This window comes from Paenibacillus sp. SSG-1 (assembly GCF_002224835.1).
GTDB lineage: Bacteria > Bacillota > Bacilli > Paenibacillales > Paenibacillaceae > Paenibacillus_AQ > Paenibacillus_AQ favisporus.
The window spans coordinates 6,929,598-6,952,106 of record NZ_MBRK01000001.1 but is presented as its reverse complement, the minus strand read 5'-3'; the positions used below and the strand labels follow the sequence as shown (position 1 = coordinate 6,952,106).

The window sequence follows — 22,509 nt, the reverse complement described above, 5'->3', positions numbered from 1 at the left end:
AAAAGAATCACCAGCACAACTTCTGCTTTAACTTATCTAGTGTACCAGACATCTTCCGATCCTTCTACTATCCCCACGAATTATCTCGATTCCCATAGGAAGGCAGCAACTTTCACATTTGCATACTATCAGGTTATCCGCGATTGGTAGGGTGCAAACCAGGTGAATGGACCAGCGAGCATTATATAGTGTGCAAAACTCCATATGCAGCAAAACCAAAGCACCTCTAAGGCGTTACCGCAGACGCCAGGCACATCACAAGGCATTAGATCATCTACATCCTCATACGCATCCCTGATCAAGCCGGTACAACAAAAACCGGAACAGCCTTCGGCTATCCCGGTTCCTGGTCAAACTTATTTTTTGCTCCCTTATTCGGCAGCCGCAGTGGTCTTGACGTCATCTTTTTTCGTGAACGTAAAAGAATTCAGCGTCTCATCCAGTGTCTTCTTCTGAATATCGGTGGCGTTGGCGTCATTCAGGGACGCGGACAGCGTATACACTGTGCCGTTATGCTGCACAACGATTTGGCGCGCGCTGTACGGAATGCCGTCCTTCACCTGATGAATGGAAAAGACGACAGCCGGCTCGCCGGCAAAGGTCGTGTTCTCTACCTTTTCCAGCTTCAGATCTTTCTGATACTTCACGGCTTCATTGTAGAACGCCTTCAGTTGGCTTACAGCCTCTTCAAAGGAGCTATCCTTCTCGGCCGTGATCATCATGCGTCCGCCCACGAACTGATACTCCACCGGCGACAGCTCAAACTGGTCGCGATTTGCGCTCCAGTACTGCGGAATACGAATTTGGTACTGATAGGTTTTGGACGTCTTGGTCGTTCTCTTGGATTTATCGATCAGGAACGTATTCTCTTCCATACTCCCGAAGGATTCCGGCACGACGGTAAAATCAATGTTGATCCCGTTCATCAAATCCTTGAACTTGGCCACATCCGCCGGCTGGTCTTCCGGAGCTGCATATTCCACATAATAGCGGTAACCGTCCTTCAAAATCATCACTTCATATTCACGGATCCAGCCGTCACCGTAGTTATACCTGGCTTCGTTCACCAGCGCCTGTTCCCCGGATACCTCCAGCGGGTAAGTATTGACGACCTCATACGAAGTTTTGACGAAGGATTCCTCCAGCCATTTCTTCATCTGTCCGCCCCACTGTTCAAGCGAGTCGCCTTTGGGTCCAGTGGACACGTTCAACTTCAAGTAGCTGCCGTCCTTGCTTTCATAATACATGTCCGCATTGTCCATGCTCCAGGCAGCCGGGATGTCTAAAGCAATGCCGTAGTCCTCGTTATACACGCCGCGCATGCCATTTTTGACAGTCGACAGATCCTTCACGGTTTTGTCCGCCGGATTAAAGCTCGTATCAAAAGAGTTCAGCAGCCCGGCGTATTTATTCAGGTCCTTGTAGTTGGACGCCTGCAGATCAGCAAAATACAGCTCGTACAGACGATTATGGCTCGAATACATCCGGCATTCCCAGAAGGTTCCGTCCCCGTCCTTGGTCACAATACGGGCGTACGGCACCTTTGCTTTCGGGAAGGTCCCCCGGTCCACTACCATCTCGCCGCCTTTTTTGGCGTCCTCCACCAGCCGATCCAGCAAATCATCGGTGCTTAGATCCGCATCCTCATCGGAAGCGTGGACTTCAATGTAGTACTTCTCCTCTGCATCGTTAAAAGACGCGATACTCTCGGTCTCATCGCCGCTGCCGACGATCAGGCCGCTCGGATAATTCATCGTCCAGCCGTAGTAGCTGTTGCCGATCTTCGTCTTGCCTACGTCTGAATCGATCCCGGGATCCTGCGGACTGGCATCATCCTCCGAAGGTTTCAGGCTGATCACCCATTCCCCAGCCGACCCTGTATTCATTTGCGCTCCGATGCCTTGCGCCACCACACGAAGCGGAACCATCAGGGTGCCGTTCATCATGGACGGGGCAGCCTCCAGCTTCACTTTACGTCCGTCCACCCAGGCCAGATGGCTGTCGATCGTTAAGCTGATCTGATGAGGGCCGTATCCGATTTTGACCACATTGTTTTTTTCCAATTTCACTTCGCTGCCGAACGCTTTGCTGAACACGCCCAGCGGAACCATCACGGTTCCATTTTTCTTGAACGGCTTCAAAATTTGTACCGTCTGCCCGTTAATCACCGCCGCGGTGCTTCCCGTCTTGAGCTGCAATGTCAGCTTGTCCGAGCTGCTGTCCGCCCACGCGGGCAGTGCGGCTGCCAGCATGATGATGCCGGCCAGTGCCGCCGATCCGATGTTACGCAATGCGCTTCCCTTCATCCGTGACTGTCCCTTCTTCCCCATTAAAATTCCTCTCCCGGTCCGCTCTCGTCATTGTAGGCATCACCATCGGCGCCCGCCTGCGACAGAACCAGCTTCCGCTCCACGATATCCCCGCCGCTCTGCATAAGCAGCTTAACCGTTTGCCCCGGTAAAAACGACTTAAACATTTCGTTGATGTCCACGACCGAGGTCACCCGCTTACCGTTAATGCTGTAGAGTACGTCGTCCTCCTGAATGCCGGCTTTTTTGGCCTGATCCGAAAAGACCTTCGTTACGGTTAACGGATCGTCCGTTGGCAGTCCGACAATGGCAGACCAGCTCTCTTCCATGTTGAATCCGAGGCTCGGGCGCTTCACTTCCCCATACTTGAACAGTTGTCCCATCACGTACTGCACCGTATCCGAAGGGATGGAAAAGCCCATATTTTCCACGCCGACGGCTGCGAATTTCAGGCTGTTGATCCCGATCACCTCGCCCCGCATATTAACGAGCGGCCCCCCGCTGTTGCCCGGGTTAATTGCCGTATCGCTTTGGATCAGCCTGTAAAAAGCGTTCACGCCCCGGTTCAGACCGCTGACAACGCCCACCGTCGCTGAATTGCGAAGGGAAAAAGAGATCGGCGTACCGATCGCAATGACCTTCTCCCCTACCTGCGCAGTTTGTGCGGACTTGGCAAAGACCGCAGGCACTAAAGATTTGGCATTGATTTTGATTAAGGCAATATCACTTGTTTCGTCTATGTATGAATCCACAATGCTATACGATTTGCCGTCGGATGTGACGACCAGCGTACCTTCCAGTCCGTTCACCACATGCGCGTTGGTAACGATCCAACCGTTGGACTTCACGATGACTCCTGTACCGTGCGCCAAATTGTAGCGGTTGGTCGCGCCTCCCGTCAGCGTCGTATCCGTCGAGCGGCCGATAATCCCTACAACCGAAGGCGATATGTCTTTGACGATTTGCGGGACCGGATCCGCTGCCACCTGGACGTTGACCTTCTTTGCTGTAGATGCGCTTGATGCTGCTGTTTTTGCCTTCTGCGCAGCTTGTCCCGCCTTGGATGCCGCTGTGGCCGTTTTGCCTGTGCTCTGTGCCTCGGCCGCCGCGCTTCCGCTGACGAGCACGATCGTGCTGAGCAGCGTAATGACCCACTTTTTCCCCGTCGGTTTCATTCCCTCACCTGACCTTATCTTTATCTTGATCTGCAGATCTCCGGAGTCTATCCTTTCCCCTGAATCATAGCCTCAATGTATCACACAAACCGGGCGTGTACAATTGCTGGAAGCCCTATATTTAATAGGAAATTTCCACAGCCAAAATCCCAATGGCTTAAACAAAAAAAGACCCCTTGTCCGCCGGTTAGCGAAAGGTGTCTTCATTCGTCGCAATTTCGTTGGAGTTGAATCCGATTAGCTCATCCAGTTCTGGATCATCGCAAAGTCGGACGCTAAAAAGACCAGCAAGCAAATCACGCTGAATCCGATTGCAAATTTGTTCTTAACCGGTTGCTTCACCAGACGGATAATCCCGATCAGGATCAAAATCGTAAACAGGATCATGAATACGTCAAACGTATTGAATTTGGATGCAGCCGATGCAGCAGCTTCTGCAAGCAACATGGTTGGACCTCCTCTTGTGGCTTCGCTCAATTTACATATCTCTCTACATGTTATCGTTCTGGGCGATGAGATGCAAGACTTCGGATGTAAAAAATTGAAATTGTCATAAAATCGCCTTTTTCTGGTAATTGAGGCTCGTTGCCTCCGATCAATTACCATGTGCATGTGTAGAAACCTAATCCTTAATATTATTCCCCCGGTTGGCTTGAATTTATGAAAAATGGCGCTTATTTCCGGCACTGCCCTTCATCCAACTCTGTGACTTGGATATCGGGAAGGCGGAAATTTCTTACGGTATAAATTGAAATGGATAATGGGGCAAGTACGTAAAATGTCCCTACGATCCCTCTTGTTTTCGGATTTCTTGATTTTATGGAACCCACGTAAGGTAGAAATCCGAAAGCCAAATGTGACCGCTTCGCTTCTTCGAATCATTTTACTCCCTTGCTTACATCCTTTTCCTTACACAATAATCTCCGAAGCTTATGTTTTTTTCATAAGAAAAACGCCTTTCGACGTACCTTCAAAGAAGACAGACCGCGTCTAGCGGAAGTTTTTATTGCGGGATCAGGAAGCTGAGGCTCCGAAACGTATACTTTCTGATCTCTTCAAAAAAAATCATGCCTCCCCCGCCTAACGGCGGAATGGAGACATGATCTGGTCTATATCCTTATTTCGCGTAATCGTTCCATACCAGGCTCTGATTACGGCATTGGTACAAGCTGGTCGCTATTAGCTCGTCACCTTCAAAGCTTCGCTGCGCGCCGTGTCGCGCTCCAGGACCGGCTTCAAGTACTTGCCTGTGTATGACTGCTCGACCTTCACGATTTGCTCCGGCGTACCGGAGGCAATAATCGTTCCGCCGCCGCTGCCGCCTTCAGGACCAAGGTCGATAATGTGGTCGGCCGTCTTGATGACGTCCAGGTTGTGCTCAATGACGAGCACGGATTCCCCGGAATCGACCAGACGGTGAAGCACAGTCAGCAGACGGTCGATATCGTCGACATGCAGGCCGGTTGTCGGCTCATCCAGAATGTAGAGCGTCTTGCCGGTGCTGCGCCGGTACAGCTCGGAGGCCAGCTTCACACGCTGCGCCTCGCCGCCTGACAGCGTCGTAGCCGGTTGTCCCAAGGTGACATAGCCGAGGCCAACGTCGAGCAGCGTCTGCAGCTTGCGGTGAATTTTCGGAATGTTTTTGAAAAACTCCGTCGCGTCCTCCACCGTCATTTCAAGCACGTCGGCGATACTCTTTTCCTTGTACTTAACCTCCAGTGTTTCCCGGTTATATCGTTTGCCTTTGCAGACTTCGCACGGCACGTAGACGTCCGGCAGGAAGTGCATCTCGATCTTGATGATGCCGTCACCGCGGCAGGCTTCGCATCGTCCGCCCTTCACGTTAAAGCTAAAGCGTCCCTTTTTATAACCACGGATTTTGGCCTCGTTCGTCTGTGCGTAAATGTCACGGATATCATCGAACACGCCGGTGTAGGTTGCCGGATTGGAACGCGGCGTGCGGCCGATCGGCGACTGGTCGATGTCGATGACCTTCTCCAGATGCTCGAGCCCGCGGATTTCCTTATGCTGTCCGGGTCTGACCTTGACCGCCTTGTTGAGCTCCCTAGCAAGCGTTTTGTACAGGATCTCATTCACGAGCGTCGATTTGCCTGAACCGGAAACCCCTGTTACTGCCGTGAAGACACCCACAGGAATTTTGGCATTGATGTTCTTCAGGTTGTTTTCTTTCGCTCCGCGGATCTCCAGCCAGCGGTTATCCGGCTTACGGCGTTCCGTATTGACCGGGATAAACTTACGTCCGCTCAGGTATTGGCCGGTCAAGGAGTTCGGATCCTTCATGATTTCCTCCGGCGTACCTTGCGCAATGACACGACCGCCGTGAATGCCGGCACCCGGACCGATATCGATGATATAGTCGGCGGCCATCATGGTGTCCTCGTCATGCTCAACGACGATGAGCGTATTGCCGATGTCCCGCATATGCTCCAGCGTGGAAATCAACCGATCGTTGTCCCGTTGGTGCAGACCGATGCTCGGCTCATCGAGAATGTAGAGCACGCCCATCAGGCTGGAGCCAATCTGCGTAGCCAGACGGATCCGCTGGGCCTCTCCCCCGGAGAGTGTGCCCGCAGCCCGGCTCAGCGTCAGGTAATCGAGCCCGACATTCACGAGGAATCCGAGGCGCGCGTTAATTTCCTTCAAGATCAAATTCGCAATCGAACGTTCTTTCTCGGACAGCTCGAGCTGATCAAACAGCTTCATCGCTTCGCCGATAGACAGGCTCGTCACATGCGCCATGTTGTAGTCATTGACGGTTACAGCAAGCACTTCTTTCTTCAAACGGTGACCCTTGCAGACTTCGCACGGCTTCGCGCTCATGAAGTTTTCGATAAATTCGCGGATGCCTTCGGAAGCCGTTTCACGGTAGCGGCGCTCCAGGTTGGGAATGACGCCCTCAAACACCACAAACGCTTCTTTCCGCTGCCCGAAGTCATTTTCGTAACGGAAGCGGACCTTCTGGTTACCCGTTCCGTACAGCAGCTTGTTCATATCTTCTTCCTTCAGCTGGCTGACCGGAACATTCTGAGGAATGTTGTAATGCTCACATACTGATTTCAAAAATTGCGGATAATAGTTGGACGTACTGCCTGTCCACGCCAGAAAAGCGCCGTCATCGATCGATTTCTCCCGGTCCGGAATCAGCAGCTCAGGGTCGACGATCATCTTCACGCCAAGTCCATCGCATTCCGGACAGGCCCCGAACGGACTGTTAAACGAGAACATCCGCGGGGACAGCTCCTCAATGCTGAATCCGCAGATCGGGCAGGCAAAATTGGAGCTGAAGCGCAGCTCTTCCTGGCCCATAATATCGACCAGCAGCTGGCCTCCGGACAGCTTCAGCGCCGTCTCGATAGAGTCCGCCAGACGCGCTTCCACGCCCTCCTTAACGACGATCCGGTCGACAACGACCTCGATCGAGTGCTTTTTGTTTTTCTCCAGTTCGATATTTTCGGAAAGATCGCGAAGCTCGCCGTCTACCCGTACGCGTACGAAGCCCTGCTTGGCCACGTCGGTAAACAAAGACTTGTGCTCACCCTTCCGGCCGGAAATCATCGGTGCCAGCAGCTGCAGACGCGTCTTCTCCGGATACTGCATAATCCGGTCGACCATCTGCTCCACGGTCTGGGACGTGATTTCAATGCCGTGCTCCGGACAGTGGGGATGGCCCACACGGGCAAACAGCAGCCGCAGGTAATCGTAAATCTCGGTTACCGTTCCGACGGTAGAGCGCGGGTTGCGGCTCGTCGTCTTCTGGTCAATCGATATGGCCGGAGACAGCCCGTCGATCGAGTCGACGTCCGGCTTCTCCATCTGTCCCAAAAACTGCCGCGCATACGCGGACAGTGACTCTACATAACGGCGCTGCCCTTCGGCATAAATCGTGTCAAACGCCAGGGAAGACTTGCCCGAACCGCTCAGTCCGGTTAAAACGACGAATTTATCACGGGGAATCGTGATATCTATATTCTTCAGATTGTGGGCCCTGGCACCCTTAATGACGATATTCTCGCTGGCCAATGGTCGCTCATCTCCTTTGAAAGGATCTATTTATGGGATTTATCCACAAAGAGAACGACCAGTACAAGCGGCCGTTCCCTTATCATATCCATGTTCTTGTTTATTCCGCCTTCAGTTCCAGCAGGGCGTCACGCAGCTCGGCGGCGCGCTCGAACTGCAGGTTCTTCGCGGCATCTTTCATTTCGGCCTCCAGACGCTGGATCACCGACTGGCGCTCCTTCTTCGACATCTTGCCGCCGGTTCCGGTCAGATACTCTGCCTTCGACTCGGCCACTTTTGTCGCCTCGATGACGTCGCGAACCTTCTTGCGAATCGTCTGCGGCGTGATTCCATGTTTCTCGTTATAGGCGATCTGCATCGTGCGGCGGCGCTGGGTTTCCTTAATCGCTTTGTCCATCGACTCCGTTATGTTGTCGCCATACATCAGAACAAAGCCCTCAGAGTTCCGGGCCGCGCGGCCGATCGTCTGAATGAGCGACCGTTCCGAACGGAGGAAGCCTTCCTTGTCGGCGTCCAGGATCGCAACAAGGGACACCTCCGGAAGGTCAAGGCCCTCCCTCAGCAGGTTGATACCAATCAGCACATGGAACGTGCCCAAACGCAAATCGCGCAGTATCGCCATCCGCTCCAATGTCTTGATATCGGAGTGCAGGTACCTGACCTTGATTCCGATCTCCTTCAGATAGTCGGTCAAATCCTCGGCCATCTTCTTGGTCAGCGTCGTCACGAGGACCCGCTCGTCGCGGTCGATCCGCTCCCGGATCTCCCCGATCAGATCGTCGATCTGCCCTTCGGTCGGCCGGACTTCGATCACCGGATCCAGCAGTCCCGTCGGCCGAATGATCTGCTCGACCATCGTATTGCAGTGTTCGATCTCATACGGCCCGGGCGTCGCCGATACGTAAATGATCTGGTTTACTTTATTCTCGAACTCTTCGAACGTCAGCGGCCGGTTGTCCAGCGCCGACGGCAAACGGAATCCGTGTTCCACCAGCACCGTCTTACGCGCCCGGTCCCCGTTGTACATTGCCCGAATCTGCGGCAGTGTCACGTGGGATTCGTCGACCACAATCAGCATATCGTCCGGAAAATAGTCCAGCAGCGTATACGGAGTAGCCCCACGCTCCCGGAACGTCAGCGGTCCGGAATAGTTCTCGATCCCCGAACAGAAACCGACTTCCTTCATCATTTCAATGTCATAGCGCGTGCGCTGTTCCAGGCGCTGCGCTTCAAGCAGCTTGCCTTGGGAACGCAGCTCCTCGAGCCGCTCCTCCAGCTCCCGCTCAATATTGACCAGAGCGACTCGCATCGTTTCTTCCTTCGTTACGAAGTGAGACGCCGGGAAAATCGCAATATGATCGCGTTCACCGATCAGCTCGCCGGTCAGGACGTCGATCTCCGTAATCCGTTCGATCTCGTCCCCGAACAGCTCCACGCGGACCGCCTGCTCCCCTTTGGAAGCCGGGAAGATCTCAATGACATCACCGCGCACGCGGAACGTCCCCCGCACGAAGTTAATATCGTTGCGCTGATATTGGATGTCCACCAGGCGCGACAAAATCTGATTGCGCGGCTTCTCCATGCCTACGCGCAGCGACAGCAGCATGCTGGAGTATTCCATCGGCGAACCCAAGCCGTAAATACACGAGACGCTCGCCACGATAATTACGTCCCGCCGCTCGAACAGCGAGCTGGTCGCGGAGTGGCGCAGCTTATCGATCTCCTCGTTGATGCTCGAATCTTTCTCAATATACGTATCCGAAGAAGGGATGTACGCTTCCGGTTGATAGTAATCATAGTAACTCACAAAATAATCGACGGAGTTGTTCGGAAAAAACTCCTTGAATTCGCTCGCCAGCTGGGCGGCAAGCGTCTTGTTATGCGCGATGACCAGCGTCGGCCGCTGCACCTTGGCGATCGTCTGCGCAATGGTAAAGGTCTTGCCGGTACCGGTCGCACCGAGCAGCGTCTGATGCTTCTTCCCCTGCTTCAGGCCTTCCACCAGCTCGGTAATGGCCTTCGGCTGGTCGCCCTGCGGTGTGTATTCCGACTCAAGCTCAAACGTCTTGGTACTGACGACAATATCGCTCATTGCCCAACATCACCCTTATCATCTAAAATAGATATTCTAAACTATATGTCGAGATTTCCCGATATAAGCTATAGGAAATCATTGTTGAAATAAGAATATTTGTTCCCGTCTATTATACTCTGATCAAGTGCCGTATGCAAACCCTAACTCATGAACAGGAGTGATAGCACAACATGGAAATCACAACAATACTGGGCATCCTGGCGGGACTTGCCGCGCTGGTAGGTGGCTTTTTATGGGAAGGAGGTCAGATTAATGGATTAATGCAGGCAGCGGCCGCCCTGATCGTATTCGGGGGTACCATTGCCGCTGTCGTTGTCAGTTACCCGCTTCACCGGCTCAAGACGATTCCCAAAGCGCTGCGCTTTGCCTTCAGCAAACCGGCCGAGGATACAAACCAGCTGATCGAAGACTTGGTTGGCATGGCCACGGCGGCCCGACGCAACGGAGTGCTCTCCCTTGAAAGAATGGCGATGGACCATCACAACTCGTTCCTTCGCGAAGGCATTCAGCTGGTCGTCGACGGAACGGAAGAATCCCAGATCAAACAAATCATGGAGCTCGAAATGGACGCCGTAGAGCAAAAGCACGAAAACTACGCCAAAATATTCGAGTCCGCGGGCGGCTACGCCCCGACCATGGGTATCATCGGCACCGTTATGGGGCTGATCCATGTCCTCGGCAGCTTGTCCGAGCCGACCGATCTGGGGCCGTCGATCGCGGTTGCTTTTACCGCTACGTTATACGGCGTGGCGAGCGCCAATATTATCTTTTTACCCATTGCTTCGAAAATTAAGTCCCGCAGCGCCGATGAAATTCAGCAATTGGAACTTTTGATGCAGGGCATTCTGGCGATTCAGAACGGCGAGCACCCCAACATGGTGCGTAAAAAGCTCGTTTCCTTCACACCGGTGGACAGCTATCATGCCCCTGCCGTGAAGGAGGAATTCATCGATGAGACAGCGGAATAGACGACAGGGCCGGAGAAAAAGTGAAGGAGACGGCGGCCGGGACCGGTGGCTGATCACCTATGCGGACCTGATCACGCTGCTCCTGATCTTTTTCGTCATGATGTTCGCGATGAGCCGGTTGGACGTTGAGAAGTACGAGGCGATTACCCAATCCCTGCAGCATACGTTCAAAAGCGGCGATTCGATCCTCGAGAAGGGATCCGGCATCACCGGCCAGGCGGACAAAAATGCGCATCGAAATCCCGACACGGCTAAAAAGCCGCAGAACAGCGGCTCTCAGGAACTGACCGAACGGGAACTTGCCTTCCGCAAGCAGGAGCAGGAGCTCCAGAACCTGATGCAGGTCATTTCACAGTATGTGAAGGATAACCGGCTGGAGGACCAGATATTTGTGGCGGACGAGCCTCAAGGCATCTCCATTACGCTGAGCGACCAATTTTTGTTCGATGTCGGCAAAGCGGACCTAAAGCCCGGCTCAGCACCGGTGCTGGACAAGCTAGCAAGCCTGTTTAAGAACCTGAGCACGGTGATCAGCATTGAGGGTCACACCGACAATCTGCCGATCGTGCATGCTTCGAATTACAAAGACAATTGGGAGCTTTCCGGAGCGCGGGCGCTGTCGGTCCTGCGGTTTTTCCTTGACCAGAAGCATCTGAACCCGGACGAGTTCCAGTACGCCGGATACGGCGATACGCGTCCTGTCGGGGATAACGGTACCGAAGCGGGAAGGCAGAAAAACCGCCGGGTGGAGATCATCGTCCTCCGCCAGCTTCAGGAATAGTCCGTAACCTCCTGCTTCGCCGGCAAACCACCCGATTAGCCCTTCCATATGACAAAAAAAGCGTGGAAGCTCTGAAGCTCCCACGCTTTTTGCGTTCTTGCCTTACATGTCGGCTTCCCGCGCATCATGCGATGCAGGGGGGGACGACTTGCTGCGGGCATGAATTTTCATGCCGATCAGCTGAAACAGATTGACTGGCTTCAGCACCAGCGCCACGCCGGCATCCGGGTCCGGAGCCAGAATAACGCCCAGCTGGTGATGATCCCCGTCGTAGATTGCCCGCTGGAGAAACTTGACTTCACCCTGCAGGTTTTGCACTTCCAGCTTGCAGAAGGCCGGGTTTTTGCGGATCGCCAGATGCAGCTGCTCTTTGGACCGGATCGCCATGCCGTTGACCTTCACAATCGATTCGCCAGCCGCAATGCCCAGCTCTTCGGCAGGGCTCCCGGGAATGACGGCCAGCACCTTCAGCCCCTGCACAGGATGGACAAACACCGGACTCCGGTGCTGCTCCTCATACCGGCTGTACCAGGCCAGCCCTTCATGAAGCACAAAGGCGATCAAGGCCGCCACAAGGGCGAGCGGGCTCCACCAAACCGACAGAATGCTGAAAGCCAGCAGTACGACGCCATAGATCAGGAGACGTTTGAATGTCCGATCGGCCTTCACCTGCGGAAGCAGGCTCTGCGTCATTTCGCTGAAGCCGATCACCACCGGCAGCGCCATCATGCTGAAGCCGCTGCTCCATCCGTCTCCGCCAAATAAAGGCGTCCAGGGCAGAGTCACATCCGAGGTCCCCGGAATCAGCAGAAACAGAGGAATCGGCCAGAATACCTGCATCTGATAGCCTCCAACGAGCTTACCTCGCTTCCCTTCAATAAAGAGCGGATTGGCGAAGGATGCTCCCTGCAGGCGAATGAGCAGCGCCTCGGCCAAGTGCAGCACCGCGACCAGGGCAAGCAGGGCAGGAATATCCAGGCCCGCTACCGTATCCTTCACCGTTTTCAGGAACCCGTCCGGACTCCAAGAAAACAGCCCCATCACAAACTGAATCACGCCCAAGATTCCGATGGCGTAGGCAAAACATAAATACCTTACCCGGAACAGCAGCAGCACGATGGCTACCACCCAAATGCAGATGACCGCTTCCGTGGTCAGCGAAATTCCCAAAAACGCCGCAGCCACCGAGACGCCAATCCCGGCCAGCAGTCCACCCCAAAAGGTTCGCCAAGTCTGCAGCCCCCAGCTGTGCAGCCGGACGGAGAACAGCTTTCTCTCCAGCAGCACCTGCCTGCGGTACACAAGTGCCATCAAAATGATCGAAATATAATAAAACGGCTGCGTCAGCAGCTGTAACAAAGCATCCCCCAACTTCCACAGCAGTTCCAATGCGACATCCAATCCGTCACCACGCTCCTTTACCATGACATTTACGCATATCCAGGACAGACATCAGACGCAAGAAAAAAAGAAGGCTAAAGATCAGCCTTCTTAACGATTCGACGCGGCAGCGGCAATTTCCTTCCGCACCTCGTCAATCCCGCGGTTCAATTGATTATCGTATTTCGGATTGCGGATATGCTCGATCAGCGCGTTCTCGAGTGCTTCCGCCGTCTTCGCGTCAATGACACCGTTCGCGCTCAGCTTCGCGCTGCTTTGGAACGACTTGACGGCCGCCACGGTTTTCTCATCGAAGAATCCGTCTTTGCGTCCAGGCTTGAAGCCAAGTCCGTCCAGCATGATCTGCGCACTCTTCACGTCAGTGTTATTCATGTTGTATTCCAGCGATTTGTCTTTGTTGATCGGAGCCACCGAGAAGTAATCCGGCTGATCCACCGCAATGTCAGGCTTGATGCCCTTCTTGTGGATCCAGCTGCCGTTTGGCGTCAGCCATTTCGCGATCGTAATCTTGAGCAGGCTGCCGTCGCCCATTTGCTTGTCGAAGCTCGTCTGTACGGTTCCTTTACCAAAGGAGTTTTCACCGATCAGCTTCGCTCCGGCCGATTGCTGCAAGGCACCTGCCAGAATTTCGGATGCGCTGGCGCTTCCCTTGTTCATCAGGAGGGCGACCGGATAGTCTTTGCCCGTTCCCTTGGACTCGCTCTTCTCGCGCTTCTTGTTCTTGTCTTCAACCTGAACGATCAGCTTGCCTTTCGGCACGAATTGCTCGGCGATATCGATCACGACGGACAGCACGCCGCCGGGATTGTTCCGGACATCGATGACGAGGCCCTTCATGCCTTCGCTCTCGAGCTTCGCCAGTTCTTCCTTGAAGCGATCGCCCGTGTTCAGGGAGAACTGGGTAATTTCAATCACGCCTACTTTACCCGGTTCCATGTGGGCATTAACGGTCTCCAAATCGACATCGTCGCGCACGATAGTGTACTGAAGCGGAGTCGATACGCCGCTGCGGCGGACCGTCAGCTTCGCCTCGCTGCCTTTCGGACCGCGGATTTTCGAAACCGCATCGTTCAGCTCAAGCCCGCTCAGTGATTCTCCGTTCACCGTCAGGATGATATCCTTGGCGCGGAGTCCTGCTTTTTCCGCAGGCGATCCCTTGATCGGAGACACGATGACGACATTGCCGTCTTCCGAGGACACTTCGGCACCGATGCCGCTGAACGAGCCCTCGATGCTCTCCTCAAATTCCTGTGCCGTTTGCTTACCCATATAAGTCGAGTACGGATCTTCCAGCGATTCCATCATGCCGTTGATGGCACCGTCCACCAGCTTGCTCCGGTCCACATCCTCATAATAGTTGCCTTGGATGAGATCCAGAGCCGTACCGATTTTCTTCGCTTCATCCTGCTTCAAGCCGCCGCTGACCACACTCGCTAACACGCCCTGGCCCGTCGAGGCCTGATTCGCAAAGCTTGCGCTTGTTAACACGAGGGTCAGTACGCTTCCCAACAGCATACCTACGACGACCAACAATGCGACCGTACGTTTCTTCAAAGTAAGTTTCACCGCCTTTTATTTTCCGGCCGAACCTCTTATGACCAGACTTAACCATCCTAGTATATGTTCGGCTTGTACGGAATATTTATACGGTCTACAGATACGGCATCGGGTCCACAGGCGTTCCATTCTGACGGACTTCAAAATGAAGGTGAGGCCCCGTGACTTGTCCCGTTGCGCCGGATTCTGCAATCACCTGACCGCGGCTGACATGCTCGCCTACCTTTACTTTAATACCGCCTTCACGTATATGTCCATAGACGGTCCACATTCCGTCCCCATGATCAATGATGACGCAGTACCCGTAACCGCTCCACCATTCGGCCAGCGTAACGGTTCCCGTTTCAGCGGCGTGAATCGGCGTTCCCTGCGGAACGGCAAGATCCACCCCTTTATGCATCTTGCCGACTTCCCCCGTAACCGGATGGACTCTTCGGCCGAAAGGCGAAGAAATGCGGGCTCCGCTAACCGGCATATACAGCGGTCCGCCGCTGCCCGAGAAGCCGCCCGAGCTTTCGACCGTCGTTGTCGCGCTCCTCTTCTTGGCCGCTGCCGCAGCTGCTGCAGCCGCTCTCTTCGCAGCAGCCGCTTTGGCTGCCGCCGCCCTTCTCGCCGCTTCTTCGGCCTTCAGCTTGTTCTTCTCCTGCTCCAGGGAAGCACGCTTGCTGACGAGCGTGACGAGCAGCTGATCCTGCTCTTCACTGGTGTCGTCGGATTCTTCAATTTTCTGGTCGTACTGTGCGATCAGAATCTGCTTCTGCCGCTCGTTTTCAGCCAGAATGGCCTTCTGGTCTTCCATCTGGGCATACAAATCCTTGGCTTTGGCGTAATCCGACTCCAGTTCCTTTTTCTTAGCCAGCACCAATGCCTTGTCCTTCTTGTGCTGTTCCAGCAAATCCTTATCTTGGTCTACGAATTCCTTCAGCGCATCGGCCCGTTCCAGGAAATCGGAGAAGCTGGTCGATGAGAGCAGCACTTCCAAGTAGGATACGTTGCCGTCGGTATACATAAGACGTACCCGGGACTCCAGCATTTTCTCCCGCGACTGGATCCGCTCTTCGGCGGCATCCAGCTCAGTCGCGGTCTGACGAAGCTTGTCCTGCGTGTCGTCAATTTGAACCGTCAATTTGGTCATCGTGTTGCTCACCGTACTAATCTGGTTCATGACGTACTGCAGGTTTTGGGTCGTTTTATTTTTGTAATGCTGCGCTTCCTGCTTCTGGGCTTCCGCCTTGCTCTTCTGCTGCTTGGCGGTCTTCGCCTGCTGCTGCAGCACTCTCAGTTCATGGTCGATCTCATCGACCGTCTTTTTCTTTGCCAAACTTTCCGAAGGCTGAAATACAGCCGCTGCGATCATAACTACGGCCAAACATGTGGCGATCTTTTTCAACTTGCGTTCCCCGTCCTTTTCCAAAAGTTTCTCCTGTATAACCAAGACTCTCCGTCAGCTGCTTATCGTTCTTGTTCTTATACCTTCAAAAATTTGCGAATAGATAGGGTCGTTCCCCACATGCCGATCAGCACGCCGAGGACAATCAGTAATCCTCCCCACTGCCACAGCTGGCTCAGCGGGAGAAGTGACATCTGGAGCGTAAAATCCGAGCCGATGGAGGCGGCCAGCCGGTCATAACCGACGAACAGCAGCGCCACCGTAATGACGGACCCGATCAGCCCGATCAGGGTGCCCTCCACGAAGAACGGCCAGCGGATAAAATAATTCGTCGCCCCGACCAGCTTCATGATGCTGATTTCCCGGCGGCGGGCGAGAATCGTGACGCGAATGGTGTTGGAGATCAGGAACATCGACATGACGGCGAGGCCGGCCACGAAAATAAACCCGATGTTGCGCACCAGGCGCGTCACTTTAAACAGCGTTTCGATTGTGCCTTTGCCGTACTTCACTTTCATGATCGGCTGCTGCTCCGTATGGCTCGTGTTCAGCGCCTCGATCTTCTGGGCGACGAACGGAACCGTCGTCGGCTCGATCACCTCGACCATAATCGTGTCCGGCAGCGGGTTGTTATCCTTGCTGAAGCCTTCCAGCAGCTCCTTCCCCTCGTCTCCCATACTGTTGCGGAAGTCGGTGAGGCCCTGCTCCTTGGAAATAAACTGCACCTTGCTGACCTCCGGCATCGCGGAGATTTCGTTCTGCACCTTCTCGCGCAGCTTCTGGTCGACGTTGAGGTTGAGATAAGCGCGGATCTGCACTTGTTTATCGGCCTTGTCGGCCAAAGCGTTGACATTGAGCACCAAGATGATAAATACCCCGAGCACGAATAGGGATACCACGATGGAGGTAACAGAGGCTACGGTCATCCACCCGTTGCGGAAGATGCTGTTAAACCCGACCCGCAAATGCCGCAGAAAGGTGTTAAAAGTCATACCCGTACTCCCCTCTCTGCTGGTCGCGTACAATGTTGCCGTGCTCGATCGCGATGACGCGCTTGCGCATCGTGTTCACGATCTCCTTGTTGTGGGTGGCCATGACGATGGTCGTTCCGCGGAAATTGATCTCATCAAGCAGCTGCATGATGCCCCATGAAGTTTCGGGGTCCAGGTTGCCGGTAGGCTCGTCCGCGATAATGACCGCCGGGTTGTTCACAATAGCTCTGGCGATCGCGATCCGCTGCTGCTCTCCCCCGGACAGCTGCGCCGGAAGGCGGGTGGCTTTGGACTTCAGTCCAACCAGATCCAGCACCTCCATCACGCGCTTTTTCATCTGCCGCTTCGGCGCTTCGATGACTTCCATGGCAAAAGCCACGTTTTCATATGCCGACAGCGTCGGAAGAAGGCGGAAATCCTGAAAAATGACGCCGATATTCCGGCGCACATACGGAATTTTCCGCTGCTTCAGCTTGCCGATATTAAAACCGTTCACAGAGATTTGTCCTTTGGTCGGCACTTCTTCTCTATAAATAAGCTTCATGAATGTCGATTTGCCTGCGCCGGACGGTCCGACGACGTATACGAATTCGTTGCGGTCGATCTTGACCGATACGCCTTGCAATGCATGGGTTCCATTCTGGTAGGTCTTCCATACGTCCTGCATTTCAATCACTTCGTTCATCACTTCCTAATTACATAATCAGCCATTATAAATTCGACACATTCCAGCTAATTCCTTTAAAAAAGCGTAGGAATCATCACGATGTGTTTCATTGTAACAAAATTGTTACCTTTTGAGTACCCGAAATTTTTCCACTTTGCCTACATATATATGGAAAGACAGCATCAATCACGACGAAGAGGAAGCGAAAGAGGTGGGAACCCAATGAAAAAAATTCATTTGAGCCTGATCATTATCGCAAGCATCCTGCTGATCGGTTCCGTCACCGCCGGGTGGGTACATCTTTATATCGGACAAAACACCCTTCCGGATAAGATCCAGGTTGCCGGCTACCCGCTCGGAGGAAAAGATTCAGATGAAGCGCTTAAGCTGCTGGACGCCCGTCTCAGACAGATGGAGAGCATTCCCTTGACGCTGTCCGTGGCCGCTAAAGGCATTCCCGATGCCCAGCTGACGCTGAAGGAAGCCGGCGTTTCGTTTGAAGCGGACGCCTTTAAAGAGGCGGTTGCGAAGCTGCATGAAGGAAGCTGGCTGGACCAGCTGAAATACCGCTGGCATTTTCAGACGGACTGGAACATCGTGCCCCACTGGGACATTTCCGCGCTGAAGGAGAAATTCACGCCGGAGTGGGAGCAGGAGCATTTCGGGCTTCCGGTGGAAGCCACGCGGCGGATCTCAGGGAAAGACGAGGTCGTGTACACGCCTGAGGTTTCGGTCTCGCGGATTGACTGGAACACGCTCAAAGAGCAGATGACGGCGCTGATTCCGAAGGACTTCGCCCTGATTGCCGGCGGTGAAAAGCCCAAGCTCAGCCTGGACCTTCCCCTGTACCGGATGGTGCCGAACGTCACGATCGGCAGCCTCAAGGAAGAGGGAATCGAGCGAAAAATCATCGAGTTCTCCACCGGGCTTGGTTCGAGCGGGCCGGGAAGGGTATACAATGTCGATTCCGCCGCCAAAGCGGTGAACGGCATGGTGCTGAAGCCGGGTGACTTGTTTGACTACAGCAAAGTCATTGCCAAGGCGGAGGAAAAATACGGGTTCCAGGAGGCGCCGGTCATCCTGAACGGGAAGCTGGTTCCCGGAGTAGGCGGAGGCATCTGCCAGGTGTCCAGCACCGTGTACAATGCGGCGGTCCGGACCGGGCTTGAAATCGTCGAGCGGCGCAACCATTCCCTGCCGGTAAGCTACTTGCCGAAAGGGCAGGACGCCACGTTTGCCGAAGGCTCGATCAACTTCCGCTTCCGGAACAATACCGGGAAGTCGCTGCTGATTCAGGCCGATGTCATGGATCGGAATCTGATCGTCAAATTTTTTGGCACCTTCCCGAAAAATGTCACCTATGACCTCATGTCCCGCACGGTCGAAACTCTCCCGGTCACCGAGAAGTTCGTGCAGAATCCGACCCTTCCGGTCGGCGGCCAGGAGATCCTGCAGAACGGCAAACCCGGCTACGTCGTCGAGACTTATCAAATCAAGAAGGTGGACGGCAAGGAGGTATCGCGCAAACGTATTTCCCGTGATACGTACCGCCCTCAAAACCGGCTGATCGCGGTCCATACAGAAGATTCGGGAGAGGGCAGCCCTGCTCCGGGGTCCGAAGAGCAAATCGTGGAGGACGGCGTAAGCGGGCCGAACTTCTGAGGACAAACGAAGGGCAGCAATGGATTGTCAGCTATAATTCCAAACGAAGCAAAAGGGTGCCTCCGCCGGTTTAATGAAACCGCTGGAGACACCCTTTTTATAATCCTATGTGAGCTCTACTGAATAATCCCGATCCGGCGCGCCTGCTCCTCCGTCAAAATGTACTCCTCGCTCGGCCACACTTCCTCCTCGGCCTCGACGCCGAACATCTTCATGACTTCGCCCCAGATGCCCTTCTCTACCGCTTCCGCCTGCGTAATAATGATTTTCATAACGCTCACTCCTTTTCGATTCTTTTACCCTTTTATACCCCGTTTTGGGTGGGTTGATTCGCTTGGCGCTAAAAGGAGTGCTTCTTGCCCAACACTCTCGAACTGTGATAGATTAGAATTAGAAAATATTTGAAAAAGGTTACCTTATTCAAACAGGAGGCATGATCATGGAGCGGCAAAACAAAGTGAAAATCGGCATCCCCGATAAGGAAGGGCAGTTGAGCTTCATGTTTACCCGTGGCGGAGCGCGCCGAGGAGCAGGCAGAAAAGGGATCGGGACGACCCGCAAAGTATCGTTAACTTTATCCGAGGCAACATGGAGCCGCCTTGATGCCTACTGCGACGACCATCAGTTTACTCGGTCTGAAGTTCTGCGTGGAATGATCGAACATTATTTTTCCGACCAAAATTAATAGAAAAAGGTGACGCCCGTGTTCGTCCGTATCCCAGGTGATCTTCTGGCTCAAACCGTTCAACAGGTTGCCGTCGCAGCGTCGGTATCCTCGGCACAACCGCAGAACTCTATGATTCATTTACATACGAGTCTGAATGGACTGACTCTTGCATCAGGAACAAGCTCGGGAATGGTCATTCAAGCCAAGCTTCCACTCGATGAGGGACACTGTCAAACGGAGTCCATTGCCGTGCCTTCGCGTTTATTTGCGGACATGCTTCGCAAGCTGCCTGCCGGAGTGGTGACCCTGGAAACACAGCCGCCTTTCCTATTAAAGATTAGCTCGGGCAGTACTTTATTCCGACTCTACGGAATGGATCCAGATGATAGCTGTTCCGTTCCAGACCTCGGAAACCACCTGTTGGATGTGGAGCTATCGAGCTCTCAATTTAAAAAAATGGTTCAGCAGGTCGTTTTTGCATCCGCCAGATCCAATGAAGCCAGGCCAGTATTAACCGGCACCCTGTTTCACATTGCAAATGGTTCAATGAAGCTGATGGCTACAGACGGTGTGCGCCTGGCTTCATGCACAATCCTTCTTAACCGCAATCTGAGCAATGAAGTTGAGGCCATCATACCTTCCTCATATTTAAAGCATGTCTCCAAGCTGCTGTCCGGAGAGAAGCTGCGGATCTCCTTCAGCAATCACCGGATGGTTATACAGAATCAAGATCTCGCGGCTTACATTCCTCTAATAACCGGATCCTTCCCGCCAATGGATACGATGATCAACGCCACATATGTAACAGAAGTTCGGGTTTCCTCAGCAGCCTTTCTCAGCGCGATCGAGCGGGTTAATTTGGTTGCAGGCGGACAAACGGTTCTGCTGAATGGAACACCCCACTCCTTGGAATTAAGCTCCAATACGCCAGAAGTTGGCGATGTTCATGAGACTACTCCTGTGCAGGATTTTAAAGGGGAGCCATTTCGTATTGCTTTCAACGGGAAGTATATGCAGGACATCATACGTGTAATTGACAGCGAATGGATCAGCATTCAATATGCAAGTCCTTTAAAACCCCTCATTGTTACTGCTGCTTCTAAAAATGAGTCCCTGGTTTATCTGATCACTCCGCTAAGGACTAGAGCTACATAGATACATAGATACAAGCACCATAAATTGCAAGCACCTGCCAAAATAAAGAAGAAGCCAGGGCACGCCCCAGCTTCTTTACTTCCAAGAAAGAAATTTTCCAAATCACGCTTCTATTAATGATGCGCCCCATCCTTACGCGCTCCCGGTCCCATCTGGGACATTTGCAGCCGTGATCCGCCCATCAGGGAGACCGAAACGAGCGCCAGCGCCGCCGGTATTACGGCCCACAGGAACGCATGGTCCACGGAGACGGACAGCGCGCTGCTGATCTTCTCCATGATCGGTGCCGGGATGAGCGCTCTGCGCTCCGGTGAAAGCATTTGCTGCGGATCCATCGTGGCCGGCATATTCTGGCCGGAAGCTCCGCCCAGGGTACTGCTCAGCCGGTCATGAAAGTCGTTTCGCTGGATGATGCCGAAGATCGTAATCCCCACGGTCATTCCGAGCGAGCGCAGGAAGGAGATCGTCGAGTTGGCCGAGCCCCGCTGTCTGGCATCCACGCCCTGAATGGCCGACATCCCGAGCACGGAGAATGAAAATCCCATCCCGAAGCCGGCGACCAGCATATAGATGGACAGCATCGTCCGCGTTGTCTCCGGCGTAATCGTGCCGAGCAGCAGCATGCCGCCGCCGAAAATGATTGCCGACAGGATCATGACGCTGCGGAATGACATTTTGGTGGACAGCATGCCCCCTACTTGCGAGGCAACTACGGAACTCAGCGTCATCGGAAGTAGTATCAATCCGGAGTTAGTTGCATTCCCACCCATGACCCCTTGCACGAAAATTGGAATGTACACGGCTGCGGTAATGAAAGCCGCCCCATAGAACAAGGCCGCTGCGCTGCTGAAGGCGAACAGTCTTTTGCGGAACATGTCGTAGGACACGATCGGTTCAGACACCTTGGCCTCCACGGCCAGGAAGACGATCATCAGCACGGCAAACGCGGCGAACAGTCCGATAATGACCGGTGAATCCCAGGCGTATTTGCTGCCGCCCAGCTCCAGCGCGAACATCAGGCTGACCACGGAGCCCACCAGCGTAGCGGCTCCCCAAATGTCGATCTTTTGCTTGGAATGCTCATGAGACTCATGATAGAACAGCACCACCAGCAGAAAGGCTGCAATGCCTAAAGGCAGGTTAATATAGAAAATCCAGCGCCACTCCAGATAATCGGTGATATACGCTCCGAGAAGCGGCCCGAACAAGCTCGACACCCCGAATACGGCGCCAAACATGCCCGCCATCTTGCCTCTGGACTCCACCGGGAAAATATCAAACACGATCGTAAATGCAATCGGTACCAGCGCCCCGCCGCCGATTCCCTGAATCGCGCGGTAAATGCTCAGCTCGGTAATGCTGTGCGCCGTCCCGCACAAGGCCGAACCCAGCAGGAACATGATGATCCCGAATACGAAAAATCTTTTCCTTCCATACATATCGGACAATTTGCCGAAGATCGGCATGCCGGCCATCTCTGCCACCATATACGCGGAGGTGACCCAGACGAATTGATCCAGACCGCCCAGCTCGCCGACGATCGTCCCCATTGCGGTCGAGACGATCGTGTTGTCCATCGCGGCGATCAGCACACCGAGCAGCAGACCGGCGACGATCAGACCCAGCCTGTTCTTTTTCTCTGCCATATC

General features: G+C 53.9%; 18 protein-coding genes. 5 read left to right on the top strand and 13 right to left on the bottom strand.

Annotated features, from left to right (window positions below):
- Positions 1–371 precede the first annotated feature (371 nt).
- The 5 genes from BCV73_RS31580 to uvrB all read right to left on the bottom strand — a co-directional run bounded on the left by BCV73_RS31580 (position 372) and on the right by uvrB (position 9,617).
- Positions 372–2,330 carry a copper amine oxidase N-terminal domain-containing protein gene (locus tag BCV73_RS31580; protein WP_244169406.1) on the bottom strand — a complete coding sequence of 653 codons (1,959 nt, stop codon included), beginning with the start codon at positions 2,328–2,330 and terminating at the stop codon, positions 372–374.
- The gene (locus BCV73_RS31575) at positions 2,330–3,484 is read right to left on the bottom strand and encodes a S1C family serine protease (RefSeq protein WP_076174514.1); all 1,155 of its coding nucleotides are present in this window, start codon (positions 3,482–3,484) and stop codon (positions 2,330–2,332) included. Before BCV73_RS31575 ends, BCV73_RS31580 begins: the two co-directional genes overlap by 1 nt.
- Positions 3,485–3,721: 237 nt before the next feature.
- A complete protein-coding gene (locus BCV73_RS31570; protein ID WP_076174517.1) occupies positions 3,722–3,931 on the bottom strand; it encodes a hypothetical protein in 210 nt (69 codons plus the stop codon).
- 732 nt (positions 3,932–4,663) lie between these two features.
- Entirely contained in the window at positions 4,664–7,525 is a 2,862-nt protein-coding gene (gene uvrA / locus BCV73_RS31565) for an excinuclease ABC subunit UvrA (protein WP_076174519.1), read from the bottom strand.
- A 100-nt stretch (positions 7,526–7,625) separates the two neighbouring features.
- Positions 7,626–9,617: an excinuclease ABC subunit UvrB gene (uvrB, locus tag BCV73_RS31560; protein WP_089549773.1), complete on the bottom strand. Its 1,992-nt coding sequence runs from the start codon at positions 9,615–9,617 to the stop codon at positions 7,626–7,628.
- Positions 9,618–9,790: 173 nt separating this feature from the next.
- On the opposite strand from uvrB, the gene BCV73_RS31555 reads away from it, so the two are divergent.
- Together BCV73_RS31555 and BCV73_RS31550 are read left to right on the top strand one after the other, a co-directional pair.
- Positions 9,791–10,588: a flagellar motor protein gene (locus BCV73_RS31555; protein ID WP_076174523.1), complete on the top strand. Its 798-nt coding sequence runs from the start codon at positions 9,791–9,793 to the stop codon at positions 10,586–10,588.
- On the top strand, positions 10,572–11,369 hold the full coding sequence (locus BCV73_RS31550; RefSeq protein WP_089549772.1) for a flagellar motor protein MotB: 798 nt from the start codon (positions 10,572–10,574) through the stop codon (positions 11,367–11,369). Before BCV73_RS31555 ends, BCV73_RS31550 begins: the two co-directional genes overlap by 17 nt.
- 102 nt (positions 11,370–11,471) lie before the next feature.
- On the opposite strand, the gene BCV73_RS31545 is transcribed toward BCV73_RS31550, so the two are convergent.
- The 5 genes from BCV73_RS31545 to ftsE form a co-directional block, all read right to left on the bottom strand.
- Positions 11,472–12,770, bottom strand: a complete 1,299-nt coding sequence (locus BCV73_RS31545; RefSeq protein WP_256993067.1) for a PDZ domain-containing protein — start codon at positions 12,768–12,770, stop codon at positions 11,472–11,474.
- Between the two features lie 90 nt (positions 12,771–12,860).
- Positions 12,861–14,285 carry a S41 family peptidase gene (locus BCV73_RS31540; protein ID WP_089550487.1) on the bottom strand — a complete coding sequence of 475 codons (1,425 nt, stop codon included), beginning with the start codon at positions 14,283–14,285 and terminating at the stop codon, positions 12,861–12,863.
- Between the two features lie 136 nt (positions 14,286–14,421).
- Positions 14,422–15,717, bottom strand: a complete 1,296-nt coding sequence (locus BCV73_RS31535; RefSeq protein ID WP_089550486.1) for a murein hydrolase activator EnvC family protein — start codon at positions 15,715–15,717, stop codon at positions 14,422–14,424.
- A gap of 77 nt (positions 15,718–15,794) precedes the next feature.
- Positions 15,795–16,709, bottom strand: coding sequence for a permease-like cell division protein FtsX (gene ftsX, locus BCV73_RS31530; protein ID WP_089549770.1), 915 nt, complete (start codon positions 16,707–16,709; stop codon positions 15,795–15,797).
- A complete protein-coding gene (gene ftsE, locus BCV73_RS31525; protein WP_089550485.1) occupies positions 16,699–17,385 on the bottom strand; it encodes a cell division ATP-binding protein FtsE in 687 nt (228 codons plus the stop codon). The genes ftsX and ftsE overlap by 11 nt, the downstream gene beginning before the upstream one ends.
- A 213-nt stretch (positions 17,386–17,598) precedes the next feature.
- On the opposite strand from ftsE, the gene BCV73_RS31520 reads away from it, so the two are divergent.
- The gene (locus BCV73_RS31520; RefSeq protein ID WP_089549769.1) at positions 17,599–19,038 is read left to right on the top strand and encodes a VanW family protein; all 1,440 of its coding nucleotides are present in this window, start codon (positions 17,599–17,601) and stop codon (positions 19,036–19,038) included.
- 116 nt (positions 19,039–19,154) lie between these two features.
- On the opposite strand, the gene BCV73_RS35265 is transcribed toward BCV73_RS31520, so the two are convergent.
- Positions 19,155–19,310: a hypothetical protein gene (locus tag BCV73_RS35265; protein ID WP_163882621.1), complete on the bottom strand. Its 156-nt coding sequence runs from the start codon at positions 19,308–19,310 to the stop codon at positions 19,155–19,157.
- 167 nt (positions 19,311–19,477) lie between these two features.
- On the opposite strand from BCV73_RS35265, the gene BCV73_RS31515 reads away from it, so the two are divergent.
- Together BCV73_RS31515 and dnaN are read left to right on the top strand one after the other, a co-directional pair.
- Positions 19,478–19,723: a hypothetical protein gene (locus tag BCV73_RS31515; protein ID WP_256993066.1), complete on the top strand. Its 246-nt coding sequence runs from the start codon at positions 19,478–19,480 to the stop codon at positions 19,721–19,723.
- A gap of 9 nt (positions 19,724–19,732) precedes the next feature.
- Positions 19,733–20,860: a DNA polymerase III subunit beta gene (gene dnaN / locus BCV73_RS31510; protein WP_089549767.1), complete on the top strand. Its 1,128-nt coding sequence runs from the start codon at positions 19,733–19,735 to the stop codon at positions 20,858–20,860.
- Here the strand turns inward: dnaN and BCV73_RS35260 are convergent.
- A complete protein-coding gene (locus BCV73_RS35260) occupies positions 20,853–20,990 on the bottom strand; it encodes a hypothetical protein (protein ID WP_179232105.1) in 138 nt (45 codons plus the stop codon). The genes dnaN and BCV73_RS35260 overlap by 8 nt on opposite strands.
- Positions 20,974–22,506, bottom strand: a complete 1,533-nt coding sequence (locus BCV73_RS31505; protein WP_089549766.1) for an MDR family MFS transporter — start codon at positions 22,504–22,506, stop codon at positions 20,974–20,976. The genes BCV73_RS35260 and BCV73_RS31505 overlap by 17 nt, the downstream gene beginning before the upstream one ends.
- Positions 22,507–22,509 lie beyond the last annotated feature (3 nt).